Here is a 21,483-nt window from a genome sequence, read left to right as displayed (position 1 = left end):
GGATCAGGCGCCCGGCGGCACCCGGGTCGGCCGTCCCGTCCCCCGTGTCAGCGCGTACCCGCCGATGCCCGCCAGCGCGGCCAGCACACCGCCGATCCCGGTCCACACCCAGCGGTCGGTCCACCACCCGGACGACCAGCCGTCGTCGGGCTCGATGCTGGACAGCACCGCCGACTTCGTGGACGAGGAACCGTCCTCGCCGGACGAGGAGTCCGACGCGGAGTCGGACGCGGAGTCCGACGCCGACGAGACCGCGATCCCGGGCACCAGCGGCTTCGCCAGCGAACCGTCCACCGCCGCCGAACCGCCGATGTCCTTGGAGTCCACCCGGACCTCGGCGCTCACCGGCTGGCCGAGGTCGGCCGAGGTCAGGTTCACCACGGTCAGCCGGATGTAGTACGTGCCGGGCAGCGGGTCGTTGGCCCACGGCTCCGACCAGGCCCGGACCGTCCGCATCACGCACGCCAGCTCCACCGACGCGGTACCCGGCGCGGCGGTGCGGGTCTGCGCGCCGTACTGGCAGGACTGGCGGCGCCGCAGACCGTCGTACACGTCGATCTGCCAGGTCTGCGCGGCGTGCGAGTCGGGCAGCTTCACCGTGGCCTTGACGTCGGGGCGTCGGCCGGCGTCGGCGGCGAACGACCAGTACAGGTAGTCGCCGGTGGAGCCGCTGGCCGTCGCCTGCTGACCCTGGTCGACCTCCGTGGCCGTACGGAAGGACGTGCCCGCCTGGGTGGGCGCGCCGCTGTCGTCCGAGGCGCTGGGCGAGGGCGAGGCGTCATCGGCGACCGCCGGGCCCGCCGCCAGGCCCACCGCCAGCAGGGCGGCGCTCAACACTCGTGTGATCCCCATCAGTTGGTCCTCCAGACCGCGACCCGCCAGCGCGACACCCAGCCCCACACCAGACCCGCGAGGAAGCCGGTCAGCACGAGTGCGCCGAGCAGCCACCAGCCGCGGCCGAGCCCGAAGGCGGCGACGTCGCTCGCCTTCGACGGCCCGTCCACCACGTCGACCGTCAGCTCGACCGGCAGACCGGGGCTGGTCTTCACCCCGGCCGCGGCCGAGAAGGAGTTGGTCACCTGGAGGCAGACGGTCTCCGGGGTGGTGTCCTCGTCGTCGTCGCTCTCGGCCTTGGGGTACCGCAGCCCGGTCGAGACGACATCCGTACGGCCCGTGCCGGACGCCTCGCCGCGCACGATCTCACGGCCGTGGACCGTCACCGCCCGCAGCAGGACACCGTAGTTGGCGTTGACGGCCCGGTCGGCGGCGACGCTCACCGAAGTCCGCAGCTCCTGGCCGGGGTCGACCTCGACCTTGTACCAGCGCTCCTGACCGAACTCCTCGCGGTCGGTGTACAGCCCCGACTTCAGCGTGGGCGCCGAGGAGCACTGGCCGGTGCCCTCGGTGGCCACCGGCGTCACCACGGGGTCCGCCGCCCGGTCCACCAACTGGCCGACCCGGTCGCTCAGTTCCTCCTTGTGCTGCACGGAGGTGTAGGTGCCGCCGGTCGCGTCCGCGATGCAGCTGAGCTGGTCGCGGGTCTTGGCGTCCGGCACCAGGCCGAGGGTGTCGATGGTGAGTCCGACGCCCTTGGCGGCGATCTCCCGGGCCACCTCGCACGGGTCCAGCGGCGGGCAGGTGTCCTCGCCGTCGCTGATCAGGACGATACGGCGGGTCCCGTCACCGCCTTCGAGGTCGTCGGCCGCCTTCAGCAGCGCGGGGCCGATCGGGGTCCACCCGGTCGGCTGGAGCGTGGCGACGGCGGTCTTCGCCTCGGTGCGGTCCAGGGTGCTGACCGGGTAGAGCTGCGCGGTGTCCTTGCAGCCCGTCTTGCGGTCGTTGCCGCGGTAGTTGGCGCCGAGCGTGCGGATGCCGAGCTGCACTCCCTCGGGTGTCGCGTCCAGCACCTCGTTGAACGCCTGCTTGGCCGCGGCCATCCGCGTCCCGCCGTCGATGTCCGCCGTCCGCATGGAGCCGCTGACGTCCAGCACGAGCTCCACCTTCGGAGCGGCCTGGTCGGTCTCGTCGGCGACCGCGCCGCCGGGGAAGGCTATCCCGGCCCCCAGGGCGGCGAGCAGAGCGCAGACTCCTGCCGCCAGCCGTTGTGTTCTGATCATCGGCGGATCTTATTGATCAGAGGGGCCGGGCTCCAAAACGGGGTCCGGGCACCGAAACGGGAGTGACCGGCAAGCCAACACCGGGCGGCGGACTGGTCAGAGGGTGCCGACGAGCGGGTTGGGCAGCGCCGCCCACCGGTCTCCGGGCGTCTCCGGCGACAGCCGCATCAGCGTCAGCGCCTTGGCCGGGAGCGGGCCTTCGAGGAGGGACGTCAGGTCCGGGGTCGCGGGCAGTCCCCGTACGGCCGCCTCCAGGGCCGTCGCCAGGGCCGGTCCGGAACCCGCCGTGGCCGCCAGCGCGCCCGCGACCAGGGAGCCGAACAGCTTGCGGCGCAGAGTCGTTTCGTCGTCCGTGACCAGGCGGCCCGTCAGATCGGGCGGGGTGATGCCGCGGCGGGTCAGCCGGGCCGGGCTGATCCGGATGTCGGCCAGGTCGCGGTAGACCAGGCGCAGGGGGCGTCCGGTTTCCGAGAGCACCACCAGGAGGTTCTGGCCGTGTGCCTCCAGAGCCACGCCGAGGTCCAGCAGCCGCAGTCCCACCGTCAGGGCGAGGTGGGTGAACTCGGCCAGCCAGGACGGCGATCCGGGGAGGCCGGTGGTGGCCAGGGCCGCCACCGGCAGGACCCGCTCGCCGGGCGCCGCGTACACCTGCGGCGACTCGCGCAGCAGCGCCGCCAGGTCGGGGGAGTGGGCGGTCGCCGCGCCCTGGGTCCGGGTGATGTGCAGCAGCCCGTCCGTGTGCGACGCCAGGTCCGTCGCGAACGCCGACAGGGTCACCGCCGCGCCCACCGAGTACGTCGAGATGTCCCGCACGGACGAGGTGAGCCGGGCGCTGAGCGCGGTCTTCACATGTGGACCGCCGGGCAGCGCGAGCGTGCGCAGGGACAGCAGCGGGTGCGCCTCCCGCCAGGGCCCGGCGGAGCCGCCCTTGAGGACGTGGGCGCTCTGCCACGGATGCACGGGGATCAACAGCCGCCCCGAGTCGCGGAGTTCGTCCGGCCACTCCCCGGTCAGCAGACAGTCGCCGGCCGCCACCGGGACCGCCTCCAGCCGCACCACCGGCCGGTGCTCCGGCCCGTACGCCAGCTCCTCCGCCACCGAGAAACCGGGCCGGGAACGGCAGTTGGGGTGGAAGGGGTGCCCGTCGACGACCCGCTGCTCCCACTCCCAGTCCCGGTCCGGCCACTCCTTCGGGCGAATCTCCCGATCGGCCCGCGACAACGCCAACGAGGCCACGCTGTGCGCGAGTTCGGCCGCGAACCCCGCCGAGTGCGGCCATCCCAGGTCGGTCATCAGCCGCGCCGGATCGTCGTACGCCACCCCGTCCAGGCGTACCGCGGTCACATACCCGGCGGTGGCGTACGGGTCCGCGGGCGGGCCGTGCAGCGCCCGCCCGTCGGCCAGCCGCACGGCCAGGCTGTGCGCCCCGCGCACCCGGCGCGCCACCCACGGCAGCGGCTCGTGGGCCAGCGCCCGCCACAGCCGGGTCAGCACCGCCGCCCGCGCTCCGGGCAGCTCGGCCGTGTACCCGTCGACGAGTTCCGGCCGCGCCTCGGCCAGCTCGGCGGCGAGCCGGTTCTCGGTGGGGGAGGGACGGTGCACGGGAGGGCTCCTCGCAGGCGGGTACGACGGTCATGATGACCGGAGACGACAGACATACTGATCACGATCGGACTGTGTGGACGTAGAGAACGAATGGAACGCGTGGACCTCATGCCCCCCAGCGACGCCGTCGGAGAACGCGCCGACGCCTACGCTGCCGCCCCCCTGCTCAACTGCCTGCTGCGGGAGGTGGCCCGACCGCAACCGGACACCGGGGAAGGGGAACCGAGGGAACCGGGGAAACCGGGGGAGCCGCGGGTCTACCGGCTGCCCGGCGGCGGCCGGCTGCTGCGGGTGCACGGCGCGCGCCGGCCCGCCGCGCCCGAGGTGTACGCGGACGGTGCCTGGCACCGCATCGGCCACACCGAGCTGGTGAAACTCGTCGCCGAGGAGCTGCGCCGGCACACCGGGCTCTCCAACGGCGACCTGCCCGCCGAGATGATCGACAGCCGGGACGCGGTCGCCGCGCTGCTCACGGCACGCGCCCGGGCGACGGCGCCCGACGACCCGTATCTGCGCTCGGAACAGTCCCTCATCACCGGCCATCCCTACCACCCCGCCCCCAAGGCGCGCGGCGGCGGCCCCGTCACCGCCTGGCTGCCCTACGCGCCCGAGGCGCACGCCCGGTTCCCACTGGTGCTGCTCGCGGTGCGCGAGGACGAGGTGGCGGAGGAGGGCGACACCAGCGCGCTGGACGCGCTGGCCGCCGTACCGGACGGCTACCGGCTGCTGCCCGCGCACCCCTGGCAGCTCGACCTGGTCGCCCGCGACCTCGCCCCGGCCTTCGCGGACGGACGGCTGCTGCGGCTGGGCGAGACCTCGTTCGCCACCTGGCCGACGGCCGCGATCCGCACGGTCTACGAGCCGGTGCGGGACCTGTTCCTCAAGTTCAGCCTGGATGTCCGGATCACCAACGACATCCGCCGGCTGTGGGCGCACGACCTGCGCAAGCTGCGCCGCACCGACACGGCCGTGACCGCCGCCTTCGCGGCCATGGACGGACCCGCCGCCTGGCTCGGCGACCGCGGCTACCGCACCGCCCGCTTCGCCTTCGAGGAACTCGCCGTACTGGTCCGGGACGGGCTGCGCGGACCGCTGCTGCCCGGGGCGACCCCGCTGCTCGCCGCCGGCCTGGTGGAGGGCTACGACGGCGACCCGCTGGCCGCGACGGCCGACCCGGGGGCCTGGTGGGAGGCGTACCTGCGGGCGGTCGTACCCCCCGCGCTCACCGCCTTCGCCGACCACGGCGTCGTCCTGGAGGCGCATCTGCAGAACACCCTGGTCGCCGTCGACGCGGACGGCATGCCGGTGCAGGCGCTGTACCGGGACGCCGAGGGCGTGAAGCTGCTGGCCGACGTGGAGCGGGCGGCGGGCTGGGAGCGGCTGGTGTACTGCCTGGTCGTCAACCACCTGACCGAGGTCGCCGCCGCGCTCGCCGAGCGCCACCCCGGGTTCGACCCGTGGCCCGCGGCCCGGCGGGAGCTGGGACGGCACGGCCTGCCCGAGGCCGCCGAGCTGCTGGCCGCCCCGACCGTGCCCGGCAAGACCAACCTCCTGCTGCGCTGGACCGGAGCGGACGGCGCCGACGCCCGCTATCTGCCGCTGCCCAACCCCCTGGCCTGAGGCGGCCGCCCCGGTACTGTCGCTCCGTATGACCGACTCCGAGATCCAGATCACCGCAGAGCTGGTGCGCGACCTGCTCCAGGAGCAGCATCCGGACCTCGCCGGGCTGGCCGTCCGCGAGGTGGCGGGCGGCTGGGGCAACCAGATGTGGCGTCTCGGCGACGAGTTGGCCGTGCGCATGCAGCGCATGGACCCCACCCCGGAGCTCCAGCTCAAGGAGCGGCGGTGGCTGCCGATGCTGGCCCCCCGCCTGCCGCTTCCGGTGCCGGTGCCGGTGCGGTCCGGCGAACCGTCCGCGCGCTTCCCCAAGCACTGGACCGTGATGACGTGGGTTCCCGGCGAACCGCTGGACCTCACCTCGATCAGCCGGGGCGACCACGCGGCCGACACGCTGGCGGGCTTCCTCCGGGCGCTCCACGTGGAGGCGCCCGCCGGGGCGCCGGCCGCTTCGGACTTCGGCGCCCACCCCAAGGACTCCACGGACGGCTTCGACCACTTCTTCCGGGCCGTCGACCTGGACGGGCCGGCCGACGAGGTTCGGGCCGTCTGGGACGACGCCGTCGCGGCCCCCGAGTGGGAGGGCCCGCCGGTATGGGTGCACGGTGATCTGCATCCGGCGAACGTCGTCGTCTCGGACGGGACGCTCTCGGGCGTGATCGACTTCGGTGCCCTGTTCGCCGGCGACCCCGCCTGGGACCTCGCGGCCGCATGGGTGCTGCTTCCCGAGGACGCCGTCGGCCGGTTCTTCGACGCGTACGCGCGGGCGGACGACGCGGCGATCCGGCGCGCCCGCGGGCTGGCCGTGGTGAAGAGCCTGTTCCTCGTGCTCATGGGCCAGAACGGGGACCGGGGCCTGCCGGGCGGCAAGCCGGCGTGGGGACCCGCGGGCCGGGCGGCGCTCGACCGTGTCCTGAAGTGCGCGATGGTGTAGACACGACAGGGGGCGGGGCGGCAGGGCGTGCCCCGGCGGTGCCGGAGGCACTCCTCCCCGACTGTCACGCTCGGTTACGATGCTCATCGCACCGCATGGGAGTCGATCGTGGAACCTGACGCACGCCGGTCACGGGGGCTTGGAAGATGCTGAGAGAGGTCACCGCCACCCGCTACATCGAGCCGCTACGGTCCGGCGGCTCCGTCCCCGGCATCGTCGAGGCCGACGACCTGGGCACCTACGTCGTCAAGTTCACCGGGTCCGCGCAGGGCCGCAAGGCGCTGGTCGCCGAGGTGATCGTGGGGGAGCTGGCGCGGGCGCTGGGCCTGCGCTTCCCCGAGCTGGTCCTGGTGCACTTCGACCCGGCGATCGCCGGGCACGAACCCCACCAGGAGGTGCGCGACCTGCACGCGGCCAGCGGCGGGGTGAACCTCGGCATGGACTTCCTGCCCGGCGCGCGGGACCTCACCCCGGACATCGCCGAGATGTTCCCGGTGCACCCGCTGGAGGCCGGCCGGATCGTCTGGCTGGACGCGCTCACCGTCAACGTCGACCGTACGGTCCACAGCTCCAACCTCATGGTCTGGCCGACCCTCGGCGTCGCGCCCCCGCGCCTGTGGCTCATCGACCACGGCGCCGCCCTCGTCTTCCACCACCGCTGGGACACCTCGACACCCGGGAAGGCGTACGACTTCCGCCATCACGCCCTCGGCCGGTACGGCCCCGACACCCGGGCGGCCGACGCCGAACTCGCCCCCAGGGTCACCGAGAAGCTGCTCCGGGACATCCTCGCCGAGGTCCCGGACGCCTGGCTCACCGACTTCCCGACCCCCGACGAGATGCGCGAGGCCTACGTCGGCTATCTGCTGGCCCGGGTGCGGGCCTCCGCCGAGTGGCTCCCCACCGATTTCCCGGGCCGCGACCAGCTCGCGGCCGAGGAGGCCGCCCGTGCGGCCAGGACCCGGCAAGGACGCCCGGCCTGGCTGAAGCAGGTCCCCGACCTGCACGGCAAGCCCGCGGCCCGACAGGATTGGTCGGTACACCTCGGATGAGCGACAGCGGGCGCGTGGAGATCGAGTACTGCACCCAGTGCCGCTGGCTGCCGCGGGCGGCCTGGCTGGCGCAGGAACTGCTGACCACCTTCGAGACCGAGCTGACGGAGCTGGCGCTGAAGCCGGGCAAGGGCGGCGTCTTCGTCGTCCGGGTCGGTGACGAGGTGGTGTGGGACCGGCGCGACCAGGGCTTCCCCGAGCCGACGGCCGTGAAGCAGGCCGTACGCGACCGAGTGGCCCCGGGAAGGTCCCTGGGCCACTCGGACAAGCCTGCTCCCTGAGGACGCGGCGAGGCTCAGCCCCGCAGCTGCTGGTACGCGGGCAGCGTCAGGAAGTCCGCGTAGTCCTCGTCGAGCGAGACCTGGAGCAGCAGGTCGTGGGCCTGCTGCCAGTGGCCGGCCGCGAAGGCCTCCGCGCCGATCTCCGCGCGGATGGCGGCGAGTTCCTCGGCGGCGACCTTGCGGGCCAGCTCGGGCGTGGCCTTCTCGCCGTTCTCGAACTGCACCCCCGCGTTGATCCACTGCCAGATCTGCGAGCGGGAGATCTCGGCGGTGGCCGCGTCCTCCATGAGGTTGAAGATGGCCACCGCGCCGAGCCCGCGCAGCCACGCCTCGATGTAACGGATGCCCACCTGGACGGCGTTGACCAGCCCGGGGTAGGTCGGCTTCGCCTCCAGCGAGTCGACCGCGATCAGCTCGGCGGCCTCGACGTGGACGTCCTCGCGCAGCCGGTCCTTCTGGTTCGGCTTCTCGCCGAGGACCCGGTCGAAGGACTCCAGGGCGATCGGGACCAGGTCGGGGTGGGCCACCCAGGAGCCGTCGAACCCGTCGTTCGCCTCGCGGTCCTTGTCGGCGCGGACCTTCTCGAAGGCCACCTTGTTGACCTCGGCGTCCCGGCGGGACGGGATGAAGGCCGCCATGCCGCCGATCGCGTGCGCGCCGCGCTTGTGGCAGGTGCGGACGAGGAGTTCGGTGTACGCCCGCATGAACGGGGCGGTCATCGTGACCGCGTTGCGGTCCGGGAGCACGAACCGGGGCCCGCCGTCCCGGAAGTTCTTGACGATGGAGAACAGGTAGTCCCAGCGCCCGGCGTTCAACCCGGAGGCGTGGTCCCGCAGTTCGTAGAGGATCTCCTCCATCTCGTACGCGGCCGTGATCGTCTCGATCAGCACGGTGGCGCGGACGGTGCCCTGCGGGATGCCGACGTAGTCCTGCGCGAAGACGAACACGTCGTTCCAGAGCCGGGCTTCGAGGTGCGACTCGGTCTTCGGGAGGTAGAAGTACGGCCCCTTGCCGAGGTCGAGCAGCCGCTGCGCGTTGTGGAAGAAGTAGAGCCCGAAGTCGACGAAGGCGCCCGGCACCTGCTCGCCGTCGACCTCGATGTGCCGCTCGTTCAGATGCCAGCCGCGCGGCCGCATCACGACCGTCGCCAGCTCCTCGTCCGGGCGCAGGGCGTAGGACTTGCCGCTCGCCGGGTCGGTGAAGTCGATGCTCCGGCGGTAGGCGTCGATCAGGTTGAGCTGGCCCAGGACGACGTTCTCCCAGGTCGGCGCGGAGGCGTCCTCGAAGTCCGCGAGCCAGATCCGGGCGCCCGAGTTGAGGGCGTTGATGGTCATCTTGCGGTCGGTGGGGCCGGTGATCTCGACCCGGCGGTCGTTCAGGGCCGCGGGGGAGGGGGCCACCTTCCAGGAGTCGTCCGCGCGGATCGCGGCGGTCTCCGGGAGGAAGTCGAGCGTGGAGGTGCGGGCGATCTCGGCGCGGCGCTCGGCACGGCGGGCGAGGAGTTCGGCACGGCGCGGCGAGAACCGCCGGTGCAGCTCGGCCACGAAGGCGAGCGCCGCGTCGGTGAGGACCTCCTCCTGCCGGGGCAGGGGCTCGGCGTCGACGATGGCCAGCGGAGACGGCGCTGGTGCGGACATGAGCTGTCACTTCCTTCAGCGGTGGCACCGGGTGCCAGTCGTTCCGGGTAGAGCGAAGCACGCCCGATCAGGGGCCGGGTGCTTCTGAACAGTGGATACTAGTTTCCTCATTGTGGAAGTTCAATGGTTTGTTGATATCGAGATTCTCCGGGTCGAGCGAAGGTGGCGCCCGGTGCCACCCCGCTCACTCAAGGTGGCCCAGGTCGGCCTCGGTGTCGATGTCGTACGGCTCGGCGACGTCCCCGCACTCGACGAGCGTGATCGCCTCCTCGTGGGCCTTGAGATAGGCGCGGGCGCCCCGGTCGCCGGTCGCGCTCACGGCGATCCCCGCCCAGTGGGCCGAGCCGAACAGCACGGGATGCCCGCGCACGCCGTCGTACGCGGCCGACACCAGCGAGTTGCGGTCCCGGTATCCGCCGAGCACCCGCGCCACGGCCGCGCCCCCGATTCCCGGCTGGTCCACCAGCGAGACGACCGCGGCCGGCACCCCGGCCCCCGCGAGCGACTCCAGCCCCACCCGGAGCGAGGACCCCATCCCCTCGGCCCAGTCCGGGTTCTCCACGACCACACAGCCGTCCAGCCCGGCCCGTTCCCGCACCTCGTCCGCCAGGGCCCCCAGGACCACGTGGACCGGCCCGCAGCCGCCCGCGCGCAGCACCCCGACCGCGTACTCCACGAGCGGCCGCCCCCGGTGCGTCAACAAGGCCTTGGGCCGCCCGCCGAGCCGTCTGCCGCCGCCGGCGGCGAGCAGCAGCCCGGCGATCTGGTCACGCGTGTCCGTCATGCGTCCTGCATACCCGACGCCGGACCGGGCGGCGGGTTCCGCAGGGCTGAATTTCGGTCCGTGCTGTAGCGCTCTCCGTACGTGAGGGCGTTTACTGACCCGCGTCCCCGGGCGCCCGACCAACGCCAAGGGACACCTGGCGAGGGGGGAGAGCTGTGTTGCGGAGCTTGGGACAGAGGCCAGTGACCGGCAGTGACGATGATCCGAGGGTGACGGAACTACGCACGGCGGTCTCCCGCCTGCGCCGCGAACTCGCCGCGCACCCGGCCGAGTTCCCGGACCGCGTCATAGCGGAGGACGAACTGGCCGCCCTCGCGGCCATGGCCACCGGCGGCATGCCCGAAATCCCCCGCCTGCGCCGCTCCCTGTTACTGATCGCGGGAGCCATCGGCTCCGTCAGCGCCCTGTCCCGCGGCCTTTCGGACGTACGCGAGGCGGTCGACCTGTTCGGGGAGACGCCGAGGACTTGAAGGCGAAGGGCGCGGTCATTCACCTAGGGGCGCGGGGCCCCTGTCGACATGCGGCTCCGCCGCGTGGGCGCGACCAACCACGCACAACCCGCACCCGCCAACGGCGAACCGGCCCCTACCCCTTAGACCCCCGAACTAGCCAACGCCTGAGACAACTCCACAGCCACCTGCTGCAGCACCGGCACGATCTTCTCCGTCGCCGCCTCCGTGACCCGCCCCGCGGGCCCGGAGATCGAAATGGCCGCAGCGGTAGGCGAATCGGGTACCGACACGGCGAGACACCGCACCCCGACCTCCTGCTCGTTGTCGTCCACGGCATACCCCAGCCGGCGCACCTCCTCCAGCGCGTCGAGGAAGCCGTCCGGTGTCGTGATGGTCCTCTCCGTGGCCGCAGGCATCCCGGTCCGCCCCAGCAACGCCCGCACCTCGGCGTCCGGCACGTTCGCCAGCAAGGCCTTCCCCACCCCGGTCGAGTGGGGCAGCACCCGGCGCCCCACCTCGGTGAACATCCGCATCGAGTGCTTCGACGGCACCTGCGCCACGTACACGATCTCGTCCCCGTCGAGCAGCGCCATGTTCGCCGTCTCCCCGGTCTCCTCGACCAGTCGCGCGAGGTACGGCCGCGCCCAGGTCCCCAGCAGCCGGGACGCCGACTCGCCGAGCCGGATCAGCCGGGGCCCGAGCGCGTACCGCCGGTTGGCCTGCTGGCGCACATAGCCGCAGGCGACCAGCGTGCGCATCAGCCGGTGGATCGTCGGCAACGGCAGCCCGCTGCTCGCGGACAGCTCGCTGAGGCCTACCTCGCCGCCCGCGTCCGCCATCCGCTCCAGCAGATCGAAGGCGCGCTCGAGGGACTGGACCCCGCCGCCGGACTTGGCGGAGTCGGTGGTGCTGGCGCTGGACGTCGGCACGGCGCGTTCCTTTCGGGACTGGCAGGAGGGGCAGCAGCCTACCCGGCAGTCGGTTGACTCCCCGGTCGTACATAGCTACGTTCTGCTTGCCGGAATTATAATTCCGCTTCGTGGAAACGTCCAGAGTGGACGCCCGCGTGGCCCTGGGAGGCAGTGTGCCCTTGACGGCGCGGGGGCGGGAGTGAAGACTCCTTCAACAGAACGTTGAATTCCATTACGTGGGTGTAAATCCCGTTTCCTGGAAGTAAAACGGCGGCAGAGAGAGGGGTCCGGGTGTCCGACGCTGAACTGGTGCTGCGCTCGACGCGCGTCATCACCCCGGAGGGGACACGGGCCGCCTCGGTCGCCGTGTCCGCCGGGACGATCACGGCCGTACTGCCCCACGACGCCCCCGTCCCGGAGGGCGCCCGCCTGGAGGACCTCGGCGACGACGTTTTGCTGCCGGGCCTGGTGGACACCCACGTCCACGTGAACGATCCGGGCCGCACCGAGTGGGAGGGCTTCTGGACCGCCACGCGCGCGGCGGCGGCCGGCGGCATCACCACCCTCGTCGACATGCCGCTCAACTCCCTCCCGCCGACCACGACCGTCGACCACCTCCGGGTCAAACAGGAGGTCGCGGCCGGCAAGGCGCACATCGACGTCGGCTTCTGGGGCGGCGCGCTGCCCGACAACGTCAAGGACCTGCGCCCGCTGCACGAGGCCGGCGTCTTCGGCTTCAAGGCGTTCCTGTCGCCGTCCGGCGTGGACGAGTTCCCGCACCTCGACCAGGAGCAGCTCGCCCGGTCGCTCGCGGAGATCGCCTCCTTCGGCGGCCTGCTGATCGTGCACGCCGAGGACCCGCACCACCTGGAAGCGGCCCCGCAGCACGGCGGCCCGAAGTACGCCGACTTCCTGGCCTCCCGCCCGCGCGACGCCGAGGACACCGCGATCGCCCAGCTGATCGCCCAGGCGAAACGCCTCGACGCGCGCGTGCACGTCCTGCACCTGTCCTCGTCCGACGCGCTCCCCCTGATCGCGGCGGCCAAGGCGGAGGGCGTCCGGCTCACCGTCGAGACCTGCCCGCACTACCTCACCCTCACCGCCGAGGAAGTCCCGGACGGCGCCAGCGAGTTCAAGTGCTGCCCGCCGATCCGCGAGGCGGCCAACCAGGACCTGCTCTGGCAGGCGCTGGCCGACGGCACCATCGACTGCGTGGTCACCGACCACTCGCCCTCCACCGCCGACCTGAAGACCGACGACTTCGCGACCGCCTGGGGCGGCATCTCCGGCCTCCAGCTCAGCCTCGCCGCGGTGTGGACGGAGGCCCGCGGGCGCGGCCACGGTCTGGAGGACGTGGTCCGCTGGATGTCGGCCCGCACGGCCGCGCTCGTCGGCCTCGACGACCGCAAGGGCGCCATCGCACCCGGCCGGGACGCCGACTTCGCCGTCCTCGCGCCCGACGCGACCTTCACCGTGGACCCGGCGGGCCTGCAGCACCGCAACCGGGTCACCGCGTACGCCGGCAAGACCCTGTACGGCGTCGTGCGGTCGACCTGGCTGCGCGGTGAACGCATCGTCGCGGACGGCGCGTTCGCGCCCCCGACGGGCCGCCTCCTCACCCGTACCCCCTGACCTCCCGTTCCCTCCCGCACCCGCAGCGGCCGACACCCGAAAGGAAGACCTTCTTTGACGGCCATCCCGAGCTTCACCGGCGACGCGCACCCCTACTCCGGCGGCGACCCGTACGCGGACTACCGCACCGCCGACTTCCCCTTCACCCAGTACGTCGACCTCGCGGGCCGGCAGCTCGGCGCCGGTGTCATCGCCGCCAACGACGAGTTCTTCGCCCAGCGGGAGAACCTGCTGGTGCCTGGGCGGGCCGAGTTCGACCCCGAGCACTTCGGGCACAAGGGCAAGATCATGGACGGCTGGGAGACCCGCCGCAGGCGCGGTGTCTCGGCCGAGCATCCCTGGCCGACGGCCGAGGACCACGACTGGGCGCTGGTCCGCCTCGGCGCCCCCGGTGTCGTCCGCGGGATCGTCGTCGACACGGCCCACTTCCGCGGCAACTACCCGCAGGCGGTGTCGGTCGAGGGCACCGCGGTCGCCGGCTCCCCGTCCCCGCGGGAACTGCTGGGCGACGACGTGAAGTGGACGACCCTCGTCCCCCGCACCCCCGTCGGCGGCCACGCGGCGAACGGCTTCGCCGTCGCCGTCGAACAGCGCTTCACCCACCTGCGCGTCAACCAGCACCCCGACGGCGGCATCGCCCGGCTGCGGGTGTACGGCGAGGTCGTCCCGGACCCGGGCTGGCTCGCCGCGCTCGGCACCTTCGACGTGGCCGCCCTGGAGAACGGCGGCCGGGTCGAGGACGCCTCCGACCTCTTCTACTCCCCGGCCACCAACACCATCCAGCCGGGCCGCTCCCGCAAGATGGACGACGGCTGGGAGACCCGCCGCCGCCGTGACCGGGGCAACGACTGGATCCGCTACCGTCTTGCGGCCCAGTCCCAGATCCGCGCCGTCGAGATCGACACGGCGTACCTGAAGGGCAACAGCGCGGGCTGGGCGTCGGTGTCCGTCAGGGACGGCGAGAACGGCACCTGGACGGAGCTCCTCCCGCGCACCCGCCTCCAGCCCGACACGAACCACCGCTTCGTCCTGGCCGCCCCGGCCGTGGGCACGCACGCGCGCGTGGACATCTTCCCGGACGGCGGCATCTCCCGCCTCCGCCTGCACGGCTCGCTCACCGAGGCGGGCGCCGCCGAACTCGCCGCCCGCCACCAGGAACTGGGCGGCTGACCCCACGAGGCGCACCGGCCCCCGGCGTCGGTGCGCCTCGCTATGGTTGCTCCCGTCGGCGTCGACGAGGCGGGGGGATCCGATGGGCGTGCTGCTGTACTACCCGACGGTGAATCCGCCCACCGGGATCCTCCACCAGGCGCTGCTCTACTGGGACGGCATTGCCTCGGTCGTACCGCGCGACCCCCGGGTCTACGAGGCGGTGGCCGGCCCGGAGCTGAGGCTCCTGGAGGAGCACGAGCTGTACCGGCCGCTCGCCTTCGCCGAGGACACCCTGGACCTGCTGGACCACCGGTACCCCGGCGGGGCCGCGCACCCCGGGGGGCAGGCATCCACCGTCCTGACCGAGGAACTCCGGCGGATCGCGGCCCGCCCCGATCCGCCGCGGCCCGCCTCCCCTCCCGAGGCGGTCATCTACACGACGAAGCTCAGCTTCTGGCTGGAGCGGTTGCTGCTTGGCCTCGGGCTGGCGGCGCACGCCAGGCACGAAGGGTTCGGGGCGCTCTCCGTCTCCCGTGAGGTCCAGACGCTCATCATCGGCGTGCTGGCGCGTGAACTCGCCGTCAACCCCGACCTCGCCCTCTTCCCCTGCACCGACAGCGAGGACGCCTACCGCAGGAGTCTGCGCCCGGCCTCCCCGATGCGCGCGCTGGCCTGGGAGATCGAACTCGGCCGCCTGCTGCCGGTCCCCGCGCCGGACACCCCGACCGCCGAGGTCCTCGCCTTCCGGGAGCGGTACGACGACGAGCGGGTACGGCTGATGCGCGCCCTGCACCGCCTCCTCGGCGACCTGCGCCGCGACTACGAGCACCCGGCCGACGTCTTCGCCCAACTGCGCCGGGAGCTCTCGGCGGCCCTGGAGGACTACCGGGCCGCGGGCCGGAGCACCCGGATGGCCTGGGCGCACCGCTCGATCACGGTGTCGGTCGCGCTCGCCGCCGCGGCGGGCGGCGCCCTGCTGCTGCCGGACGTCGGCTGGCTGCTGGGCACCGTCGGCGGCTACGCGCTGAACATCGCCACGCGGGAGATCCGCCCGCTCGAACGGGCCCGGGACGACCACGACTTCAGCTATCTGCACCGGGTGCGGAGCGGACTGTCCTGAGGAGGCCGGCACGATGACACTGACGACACGGCGCTTCGGCAGCGCGCGGGTGACGGCGGGCGGTTCCTGGACGGTCGGTATCGCCGTGAGCGGCGGTCAGAGCGTCTCGCTCCGGATACGTCCGGCGGGCGCCGTGCCGACCTGGGCCGAGGTCGACCAGGTGCTCGCCCGTGAGGGATTCACGCGCACGGAATCGGCTCCCCGCGCGGTCCCGGGCGACGGGACGCGGTTCACGGTGCGGGGCTGGTTCCGGCTGTCCGGGCGCCGGCGCCACCCGCACGAGCCGGACACGGAGCCCGGATCACGGCCGGACACCGTCGCCGTGACCCTGCCGGCCAGTGAAGTGGCGGGCATACGGCAAGCTCTGGACGCCCTGCGGTCGGCCCAGCCATGGCGCCGGGACGGGTTCGCGACCGTACGGACGGGCCTGGACGAGGCCGACACGGTGACCGTGCTGCTGCCGGCCGACGAGGCGGGCTCCCTGCTGTCGGCCCTGACCGGGATCGAGAGCTGGCGGACAAAGATCGGCGACGACGCGGTCCGCGCCCTGCGGGAACTCCACCACCACCTGGAACGCGGCCGACCGGTCGCCGACCCCTGGCCCCGCGTCCGCGACACCCTCCAGACGGCCCTCCGAGAGGCCCTCTCCCGCCCCGGCGCGGAAGGCCTGGCCGCCCGCGACGAACTGCTCGCCATCATCGGCAGGTTCGCCGACGCCCACCGCACCGCCACGGCGGCGGACGACGCCGTACAACAGCGCCTTCAGGCCGAACGGGCCGAACGGGCCGAGCCGGAGGTGCCCGGCCCGGCCCGCTGAACGGCGGTGTCAGGCCGCGTGGCCGCCGTCCACCGCGAACTCCGCGCCCGTGACGTAGTCCGCCCCGGCGAGATACGCCACCGTCGCGGCCACCTCGTCCGCCGTGCCGAAGCGCCCCAGCGCCGTCATCGCGGCCTGCCCGGCCGCATAGGGGCCGTCCGCCGGGTTCATGTCGGTGTCGGTCGGCCCGGGGTGCACGATGTTCGCGGTGATCCCGCGCTCCCCGAGTTCGCGCGCCAGCGCCTTCGTCAGGCCGACCAGGGCCGACTTGCTGGTCGCGTACAGGGTTCCGCCGGGCCCCGGCACCCGGTGCGTCATGCAGGTGCCGATCGTGATGATCCGTCCGCCGGCCGTCATCCGCGCGGCCGCCGCCCGCGAGGCCAGGAACACCCCGCGGACGTTCACCGCCAGGACCCGGTCGACATCGTCGAGCGACAGGCCGGACAGCGGCCCGAGCACGCCCAGGCCGACGTTGTTCACCAGCACGTCGAAGCCGCCCAGGGCCCGGGCCGTACGCTCCACCGCGCCCGCCGCCTCGTCCGCGTCCGCGGAGTCCGCGCGCAGCGCCACCGCCCGCCGCCCCAGCGCCTCGGCCCGCCGTACGACGTCCTCGGCCGCCTCCTTGCCGTGTACGTAGGTGACGGCCACGTCCGCGCCCTCGCGGGCGAGCCGCAGCGCCGTCGCCGCGCCGATGCCCCGGCTGCCGCCGGTCACCAGGGCCACCCTGCCGTGCAGGGATCCGTAAGTCGTTGTCATGGATCCATCCCAGCGGCCGGGGCACCAGGGTGCTGGCGGGGAACCGACGCCGAGTTCGGGAGACGGGCGAGAGCGCGGGCCGGTGGAACTCTTCGGACCGCTTCTGGCGTTCTCCCCTCGTGACCCTTCAGCAAGAGATCGTCGGCAACGCCATGCAGATGGCGGTCGTCAACCTGTACCCCGGCCAGACCGTGTACTGCGAGGCCGGCAAGTTCCTGTTCAAGACGGCGAACGTGACCATGGAGACCCGGCTCGGCGGCCCGAACGGCGGCGGGCAGCCGCAGGGCGGCGGCGGTGGCGGCGGCATGGGCGGCATGCTGCGCCAGGCCATGGGCACCGCCATGCAGGTCGGCCAGCGCATGCTCGCCGGTGAGTCGCTGGCGTTCCAGTACTTCACCGCCCAGGGCGGCGAGGGCACCGTCGGCTTCGCGGGCGTGCTCCCCGGCGAGATGCGCGCGCTGGAACTGGACGGCACGCGCGCGTGGTTCGCCGAGAAGGACGCCTTCGTGGCGGCCGAGTCCAGTGTCGAGTTCGGCATCGCCTTCCAGGGCGGCCGCACCGGCATGAGCGGCGGCGAGGGCTTCATCCTGGAGAAGTTCACCGGCCGCGGCACGGTGATCATCGCCGGCGCGGGCAACTTCATCGACCTCAACCCCGCCGACTTCGGCGGCCGTATCGAGGTCGACACGGGCTGTGTCGTCGCCTTCGAGGAGGGCATCCAGTACGGCGTCCAGCGCATCGGCGGCCTCAACCGCCAGGGCCTCATGAACGCCGTCTTCGGCGGCGAGGGCCTCTCGCTGGCCACCCTGGAGGGCAACGGCCGGGTGATCCTGCAGTCGCTCACCATCGAGGGCCTCGCCAACGCCCTGAAGAAGGCCCAGGGCGGGGACAAGCAGGGCCCGACCGGCGGGCTGTTCTCGACGCACGCGGGATGAGGTGCCGGGGCGGCGACCGATGAGTTACGGGCGCCGCGGGGGTCTGAACCGATGACAACGGACCCCGTCCCAGGAAGCAGGAACCCGCCATGGGCAAGCTCGTCTCCACCATGTTCGTCACCCTCGACGGCGTCTACCAGGCGCCCGGCGGCCCCGAGGAGGACCCCAGCGGCGGCTTCACGCACGGCGGCTGGAGCTTCCACTACGGCGACGAGGACTTCGGCCGGTTCGTGACCGAGGTCTTCGACCGGGCCGGCGCCTTCCTGCTGGGCCGCCGCACGTACGACATCTTCGCCGCCTACTGGCCGAAGGAGACCGACCCGGCGGACCTGATCGCCGCCAAGCTGAACGCCCTCCCGAAGTACGTCCCCTCCGCGACCCTCACCGACCCCGGCTGGTCCGGCACCACGGTCCTCGGCGGCGACCTGGCCAAGGAGGTCACGGCCCTCAGGGAGCGCACCGACGGCGAGCTCCAGGTGCACGGCAGCGGAGCCCTGGTCCGCTCCCTGCTGGACCTCGGCCTCCTCGACGTCCTCCACCTGGTGACGTTCCCGGTCGTGCTGGGCTCCGGCACCCGCTTCTTCCAGGAGGGCGCCGTGCCGACGAAGTTCCGGCACACCGACGGACGGGTCACCGGGGCGGGCGTCTCCATCCAGTCGTACGAGGTCGCGGGCCGCCCCGCCTACGGCTCGTACATCGCGGAGCAGCGAAACGCCTAGTCACAGGTTAACTCCCTGAAAACGAAAGGGACTTGACGGGAAATTCTTCGGACTTGTCATTGACATGCCACTGTCTACGCGCGTCATCATGGAGCCATGAGATTCCCCCCACGAATCACCCGCATCGGCGCCGCCGGCGCCCTGCTGTCCGCCCTCCTGGTCGGCGGCACCGTCACCGCCGCCACCACGGCGGACGCGGCCGCCGCCTCGGTCGGCAGCATCTGCTACAGCGACCTGCCCTCGCAGGCGTACGACACGCTCGACCTGATCGCGTCGGACGGTCCGTTCCCGTACTCGCAGGACGGGGTCGTCTTCCGCAACCAGGAGGGCGTCCTGCCGAGCCAGCCCAGCGGCTACTACCACGAGTACACCGTGAAGACGCCCGGTTCCTCCACGCGCGGCGCACGACGCATCGTGACCGGCGAGGAGTACCAGGAGGACTACTACACGGCGGACCACTACGTCACGTTCGACCTGATCGACTTCGGCTGCTGACACGCCGGCCGAACCGACCGGTCGACCGCCAGGAACGGCGCGACCAGCCGGAGGTCAGGTCCGCGTTCACCCGGACCTCCGGCTCTCCGCGACGGCGAACAGCGCGCACGCCAGCACGATCAGCGTGACGCTCGCGTACACGCCGTAGCCGTCGAGGAAGCCCAGCCGGTGCAGGAGGCCCACCCGCCAGTGGGTGAACTCGTGCAGCAGGCCGAGCACGCCTTGCAGCAGAGCGACGAATCCGAGCACTTCCAGCAGCTGTCTCACGGCACGACCCTCGCCCCGCGGCTTCCCCCCATGCCATCGGCCGTGGGGCGAGTCGTCGCCGTCACAAGGCCGCGCCCTCGCACGCGTGGTCCGTCGAAAGTCCACGCGAGCACGACTTTGGTCGACGATCCCGTGCGCGGGGCGGTCCCACGGGCCGGGCCTGCGTAGATTTGTCGACCGTGAGCGGTGACATCCCAGTACGGACGTTCGAGGGCCGACGGTGGCTCTTCCCGTCCTCCGTGCTCCATGAACTCGATTCCGATCCCGACCGGGCCGGACGGCGCCCCCGCCGTACCGCGCGGGACTGGCTCGTCGACTTCAGCTGCTTCCTGCTGGCCGTCCTGGTGGGCGCGGCCGGCGCGAAGACCGTCCGGCAGGAGACGGACCTCCCGCACGCCTTCGCCGTCGCCGACCAGTTGATCGGCGGCCTCGCCTGCGGCGCGGTCTGGCTGCGCCGCCGCTGGCCGCTCGGCCTGGCACTCGCGATGATCCCGGTCAGCTTCGTCTCCGCCACCGCGGGCGGCGCCTCCATGGTCGCCCTGTTCACGGTGGCCGTGCACCGGCCCTTCCGGCACCTGGCCTGGATCACCGTCGTCAACCTCGCCCTGGTCCCGCTCTTCTACTGGCTCCGGCCCGACCCCGACCTGCCCTACCTCGTGGTCGTGGTGCTCGCCTCGCTGCTGACCCTCCTGGTGGCCTGCCTCGGCATGTTCGTCCGCACCAAACGGCAGCTGATGCTCACCCTGCGCGACCGCGCCCGGCGGGCCGAGAGCGAGGCCGGGCTGCGCGCCGAACGGGCCCAGCGGCTGGCCCGGGAGGCCATCGCCCGCGAGATGCACGACGTCCTCGCCCACCGGCTGACCCTGCTCAGCGTGCACGCGGGCGCCCTGGAGTTCCGGCCCGACGCACCCCGGGAGGAGATCGCGCGGGCCGCCGGGGTCATCCGGGAGAGCGCCCACGAGGCCCTCCAGGACCTGCGCGAGATCATCGGCGTACTGCGCGCGGCCGACGGCGACGAGGCGGGCGGCCGGCCGCAGCCCACGCTGGCCGCGCTGGAGGCGCTGGTCGCCGAATCACGCGGGGCCGGCATGAAGGTGGTGCTGGACAGCCACGTCGGCGACCCGTCGGCCGTCCCCGCCTCCGTCGGCCGCACCGCCTACCGCATCGCCCAGGAGGGCCTCACCAACGCCCGCAAGCACGCCCCGGGCGCCGAGGTGACCGTCCGCGTCACCGGCGCCCCCGGCGACGGCCTGGACATCACCGTGCGCAACCCCGCGCCCGGCACCGAGGCCCCGCACGTCCCCGGCTCCGGCCAGGGGCTGATCGGCCTGACCGAACGCGCCACGCTGGCCGGGGGACGCCTCGACCACCGGGCCACCGAGGACGGCGGCTTCGAGGTACGGGCCCGGCTGCCCTGGCCCGCCGCCTGAACGACCCCGTGATGCCCTGCCCGCGTGATTACGTAGGAGCCATGACCGCCGCCACCGCCATCAGACTGCTGCTCGTGGACGACGACCCGCTGGTGCGGGCGGGGCTGTCCCTCATGATGGGCGGCGCCGAGGACATCGAGATCGTCGGGGAGGGCGCCGACGGCGCCGAGGTCGAGGCACTCGTCGACCGCACCCGGCCGGACGTCGTCCTGATGGACATCCGGATGCCGTCCGTGGACGGGCTCACCGCGACCGAGCGGCTGCGCGCCCGCGCGGACGCCCCCGAGGTCGTCGTCCTGACCACCTTCCACGCCGACGAACAGGTGCTGCACGCCCTGCGCGCGGGAGCCGCCGGTTTCGTCCTCAAGGACACCCCGCCCGCCGAGATCGTCGACGCGGTCCGCCGGGTCGCGGCCGGCGACCCCGTCCTGTCGCCCGCCGTCACCCGGCAGCTCATGCGGCACGCGGCGGGCGCCCGGGCCGACACCCGGCAGGCACGCGCGCGTGACCGGCTCACCGCCCTCAACGACCGCGAACGCGAGGTCGCCGTCGCGGTCGGCCGGGGCCTCGCCAACGCCGAGATCGCCACCGGCCTGTTCATGAGCGTCGCCACCGTCAAGACCCATGTCTCCCGCATCCTGGCCAAGCTCGGCCTCAACAACCGCGTGCAGATCGCCCTGCTGGCGTACGACGCCGGGCTGCTGGAGGGCGAGGGCACCAATTGAGGGGCCGGCGCGTTGCCCCAGTACCAGGATGACTTCGGGGGACGC

22 protein-coding genes are annotated in these 21,483 nt (G+C 72.9%); 14 read left to right on the top strand and 8 right to left on the bottom strand.

The features are described 5' to 3' along the window. Positions 1-3: 3 nt before the first annotated feature. The 3 genes from ACIPSJ_RS49085 to ACIPSJ_RS49075 all read right to left on the bottom strand — a co-directional run bounded on the left by ACIPSJ_RS49085 (position 4) and on the right by ACIPSJ_RS49075 (position 3,719). Entirely contained in the window at positions 4-852 is an 849-nt protein-coding gene (locus ACIPSJ_RS49085; RefSeq protein ID WP_401356359.1) for a hypothetical protein, read from the bottom strand. Further along, positions 852-2,117, bottom strand: a complete 1,266-nt coding sequence (locus ACIPSJ_RS49080; RefSeq protein WP_355715056.1) for a VWA domain-containing protein — start codon at positions 2,115-2,117, stop codon at positions 852-854. The genes ACIPSJ_RS49085 and ACIPSJ_RS49080 overlap by 1 nt, the downstream gene beginning before the upstream one ends. Positions 2,118-2,213: 96 nt before the next feature. Then, positions 2,214-3,719, bottom strand: a complete 1,506-nt coding sequence (locus ACIPSJ_RS49075) for an IucA/IucC family protein (RefSeq protein WP_401356357.1) — start codon at positions 3,717-3,719, stop codon at positions 2,214-2,216. Between the two features lie 93 nt (positions 3,720-3,812). Between ACIPSJ_RS49075 and ACIPSJ_RS49070 the strand changes: the two genes are divergently transcribed. The 4 genes from ACIPSJ_RS49070 (at position 3,813) to ACIPSJ_RS49055 (ending at position 7,606) form a co-directional block, all read left to right on the top strand. Further along, positions 3,813-5,342, top strand: a complete 1,530-nt coding sequence (locus tag ACIPSJ_RS49070) for an IucA/IucC family protein (protein WP_401356354.1) — start codon at positions 3,813-3,815, stop codon at positions 5,340-5,342. Positions 5,343-5,370: 28 nt separating this feature from the next. Further along, positions 5,371-6,273: an aminoglycoside phosphotransferase family protein gene (locus tag ACIPSJ_RS49065; RefSeq protein ID WP_401356352.1), complete on the top strand. Its 903-nt coding sequence runs from the start codon at positions 5,371-5,373 to the stop codon at positions 6,271-6,273. Between the two features lie 146 nt (positions 6,274-6,419). Next, complete coding sequence (locus ACIPSJ_RS49060; protein ID WP_401356350.1) at positions 6,420-7,325, top strand: HipA family kinase; 906 nt, start codon at positions 6,420-6,422, stop codon at positions 7,323-7,325. Then, positions 7,322-7,606, top strand: coding sequence for a SelT/SelW/SelH family protein (locus tag ACIPSJ_RS49055; RefSeq protein ID WP_355715070.1), 285 nt, complete (start codon positions 7,322-7,324; stop codon positions 7,604-7,606). The genes ACIPSJ_RS49060 and ACIPSJ_RS49055 overlap by 4 nt, the downstream gene beginning before the upstream one ends. A gap of 14 nt (positions 7,607-7,620) precedes the next feature. Here ACIPSJ_RS49055 and aceB read toward each other — a convergent pair whose 3' ends face one another. Then, entirely contained in the window at positions 7,621-9,243 is a 1,623-nt protein-coding gene (gene aceB / locus ACIPSJ_RS49050) for a malate synthase A (protein WP_401356347.1), read from the bottom strand. A gap of 184 nt (positions 9,244-9,427) precedes the next feature. Further along, positions 9,428-10,027, bottom strand: a complete 600-nt coding sequence (locus ACIPSJ_RS49045; RefSeq protein ID WP_401356345.1) for an NTP transferase domain-containing protein — start codon at positions 10,025-10,027, stop codon at positions 9,428-9,430. Between the two features lie 155 nt (positions 10,028-10,182). On the opposite strand from ACIPSJ_RS49045, the gene ACIPSJ_RS49040 reads away from it, so the two are divergent. Continuing rightward, positions 10,183-10,497 (top strand): DUF5955 family protein, encoded by a 315-nt coding sequence (locus tag ACIPSJ_RS49040; RefSeq protein WP_359225275.1) that lies wholly within the window; start codon positions 10,183-10,185, stop codon positions 10,495-10,497. A gap of 122 nt (positions 10,498-10,619) precedes the next feature. Here ACIPSJ_RS49040 and ACIPSJ_RS49035 read toward each other — a convergent pair whose 3' ends face one another. Beyond that, positions 10,620-11,408, bottom strand: a complete 789-nt coding sequence (locus ACIPSJ_RS49035; RefSeq protein WP_401356342.1) for an IclR family transcriptional regulator — start codon at positions 11,406-11,408, stop codon at positions 10,620-10,622. 273 nt (positions 11,409-11,681) lie between these two features. On the opposite strand from ACIPSJ_RS49035, the gene allB reads away from it, so the two are divergent. From allB to ACIPSJ_RS49015, 4 genes are all read left to right on the top strand, one after another. After that, entirely contained in the window at positions 11,682-13,022 is a 1,341-nt protein-coding gene (allB, locus tag ACIPSJ_RS49030; RefSeq protein WP_401356339.1) for an allantoinase AllB, read from the top strand. A 54-nt stretch (positions 13,023-13,076) separates the two neighbouring features. Beyond that, complete coding sequence (gene alc / locus ACIPSJ_RS49025; RefSeq protein ID WP_401356336.1) at positions 13,077-14,192, top strand: allantoicase; 1,116 nt, start codon at positions 13,077-13,079, stop codon at positions 14,190-14,192. A gap of 82 nt (positions 14,193-14,274) precedes the next feature. Continuing rightward, the gene (locus tag ACIPSJ_RS49020; RefSeq protein WP_401356334.1) at positions 14,275-15,294 is read left to right on the top strand and encodes a DUF6236 family protein; all 1,020 of its coding nucleotides are present in this window, start codon (positions 14,275-14,277) and stop codon (positions 15,292-15,294) included. 13 nt (positions 15,295-15,307) lie between these two features. Then, a complete protein-coding gene (locus tag ACIPSJ_RS49015) occupies positions 15,308-16,111 on the top strand; it encodes a hypothetical protein (RefSeq protein WP_401356332.1) in 804 nt (267 codons plus the stop codon). Positions 16,112-16,120: 9 nt separating this feature from the next. On the opposite strand, the gene ACIPSJ_RS49010 is transcribed toward ACIPSJ_RS49015, so the two are convergent. After that, positions 16,121-16,867, bottom strand: a complete 747-nt coding sequence (locus ACIPSJ_RS49010) for an SDR family oxidoreductase (RefSeq protein WP_401356330.1) — start codon at positions 16,865-16,867, stop codon at positions 16,121-16,123. A 119-nt stretch (positions 16,868-16,986) separates the two neighbouring features. Between ACIPSJ_RS49010 and ACIPSJ_RS49005 the strand changes: the two genes are divergently transcribed. The 3 genes from ACIPSJ_RS49005 (at position 16,987) to ACIPSJ_RS48995 (ending at position 19,016) form a co-directional block, all read left to right on the top strand. Beyond that, positions 16,987-17,802 (top strand): AIM24 family protein, encoded by an 816-nt coding sequence (locus ACIPSJ_RS49005; RefSeq protein WP_359225257.1) that lies wholly within the window; start codon positions 16,987-16,989, stop codon positions 17,800-17,802. 89 nt (positions 17,803-17,891) lie between these two features. Then, a complete protein-coding gene (locus ACIPSJ_RS49000) occupies positions 17,892-18,521 on the top strand; it encodes a dihydrofolate reductase family protein (RefSeq protein ID WP_401356327.1) in 630 nt (209 codons plus the stop codon). 96 nt (positions 18,522-18,617) lie between these two features. After that, complete coding sequence (locus ACIPSJ_RS48995; RefSeq protein ID WP_359225251.1) at positions 18,618-19,016, top strand: ribonuclease domain-containing protein; 399 nt, start codon at positions 18,618-18,620, stop codon at positions 19,014-19,016. Between the two features lie 66 nt (positions 19,017-19,082). On the opposite strand, the gene ACIPSJ_RS48990 is transcribed toward ACIPSJ_RS48995, so the two are convergent. Next, positions 19,083-19,283 (bottom strand): hypothetical protein, encoded by a 201-nt coding sequence (locus ACIPSJ_RS48990; RefSeq protein ID WP_359225248.1) that lies wholly within the window; start codon positions 19,281-19,283, stop codon positions 19,083-19,085. A 179-nt stretch (positions 19,284-19,462) separates the two neighbouring features. Between ACIPSJ_RS48990 and ACIPSJ_RS48985 the strand changes: the two genes are divergently transcribed. Both ACIPSJ_RS48985 and ACIPSJ_RS48980 read left to right on the top strand, forming a co-directional pair. Beyond that, a complete protein-coding gene (locus tag ACIPSJ_RS48985) occupies positions 19,463-20,713 on the top strand; it encodes a sensor histidine kinase (RefSeq protein WP_401356325.1) in 1,251 nt (416 codons plus the stop codon). 41 nt (positions 20,714-20,754) lie between these two features. After that, positions 20,755-21,438, top strand: coding sequence for a response regulator transcription factor (locus ACIPSJ_RS48980; RefSeq protein ID WP_359225244.1), 684 nt, complete (start codon positions 20,755-20,757; stop codon positions 21,436-21,438). Positions 21,439-21,483: the final 45 nt, after the last annotated feature.

It is taken from the genome of Streptomyces sp. NPDC090088 (assembly GCF_044747345.1).
In the GTDB taxonomy this organism is placed as follows: Bacteria; Actinomycetota; Actinomycetes; order Streptomycetales; family Streptomycetaceae; genus Streptomyces.
Note: the sequence above shows the minus strand (reverse complement) of the source record. Positions and strands in the feature narration are given on the sequence as shown.

Coding starts and splice junctions, on each gene's coding strand:
- ACIPSJ_RS49085 (WP_401356359.1), bottom strand. CDS start 852: ATGGGGATCACACGAGTGTTGAGCGCCGCCCTGCTGGCGGTGGGCCTG.
- ACIPSJ_RS49080 (WP_355715056.1), bottom strand. CDS start 2,117: ATGATCAGAACACAACGGCTGGCGGCAGGAGTCTGCGCTCTGCTCGCC.
- ACIPSJ_RS49070 (WP_401356354.1), top strand. CDS start 3,813: ATGGAACGCGTGGACCTCATGCCCCCCAGCGACGCCGTCGGAGAACGC.
- ACIPSJ_RS49065 (WP_401356352.1), top strand. CDS start 5,371: ATGACCGACTCCGAGATCCAGATCACCGCAGAGCTGGTGCGCGACCTG.
- ACIPSJ_RS49060 (WP_401356350.1), top strand. CDS start 6,420: ATGCTGAGAGAGGTCACCGCCACCCGCTACATCGAGCCGCTACGGTCC.
- ACIPSJ_RS49055 (WP_355715070.1), top strand. CDS start 7,322: ATGAGCGACAGCGGGCGCGTGGAGATCGAGTACTGCACCCAGTGCCGC.
- aceB (WP_401356347.1), bottom strand. CDS start 9,243: ATGTCCGCACCAGCGCCGTCTCCGCTGGCCATCGTCGACGCCGAGCCC.
- ACIPSJ_RS49045 (WP_401356345.1), bottom strand. CDS start 10,027: ATGACGGACACGCGTGACCAGATCGCCGGGCTGCTGCTCGCCGCCGGC.
- ACIPSJ_RS49020 (WP_401356334.1), top strand. CDS start 14,275: ATGGGCGTGCTGCTGTACTACCCGACGGTGAATCCGCCCACCGGGATC.
- ACIPSJ_RS49015 (WP_401356332.1), top strand. CDS start 15,308: ATGACACTGACGACACGGCGCTTCGGCAGCGCGCGGGTGACGGCGGGC.
- ACIPSJ_RS49010 (WP_401356330.1), bottom strand. CDS start 16,867: ATGACAACGACTTACGGATCCCTGCACGGCAGGGTGGCCCTGGTGACC.
- ACIPSJ_RS49000 (WP_401356327.1), top strand. CDS start 17,892: ATGGGCAAGCTCGTCTCCACCATGTTCGTCACCCTCGACGGCGTCTAC.
- ACIPSJ_RS48995 (WP_359225251.1), top strand. CDS start 18,618: ATGAGATTCCCCCCACGAATCACCCGCATCGGCGCCGCCGGCGCCCTG.
- ACIPSJ_RS48980 (WP_359225244.1), top strand. CDS start 20,755: ATGACCGCCGCCACCGCCATCAGACTGCTGCTCGTGGACGACGACCCG.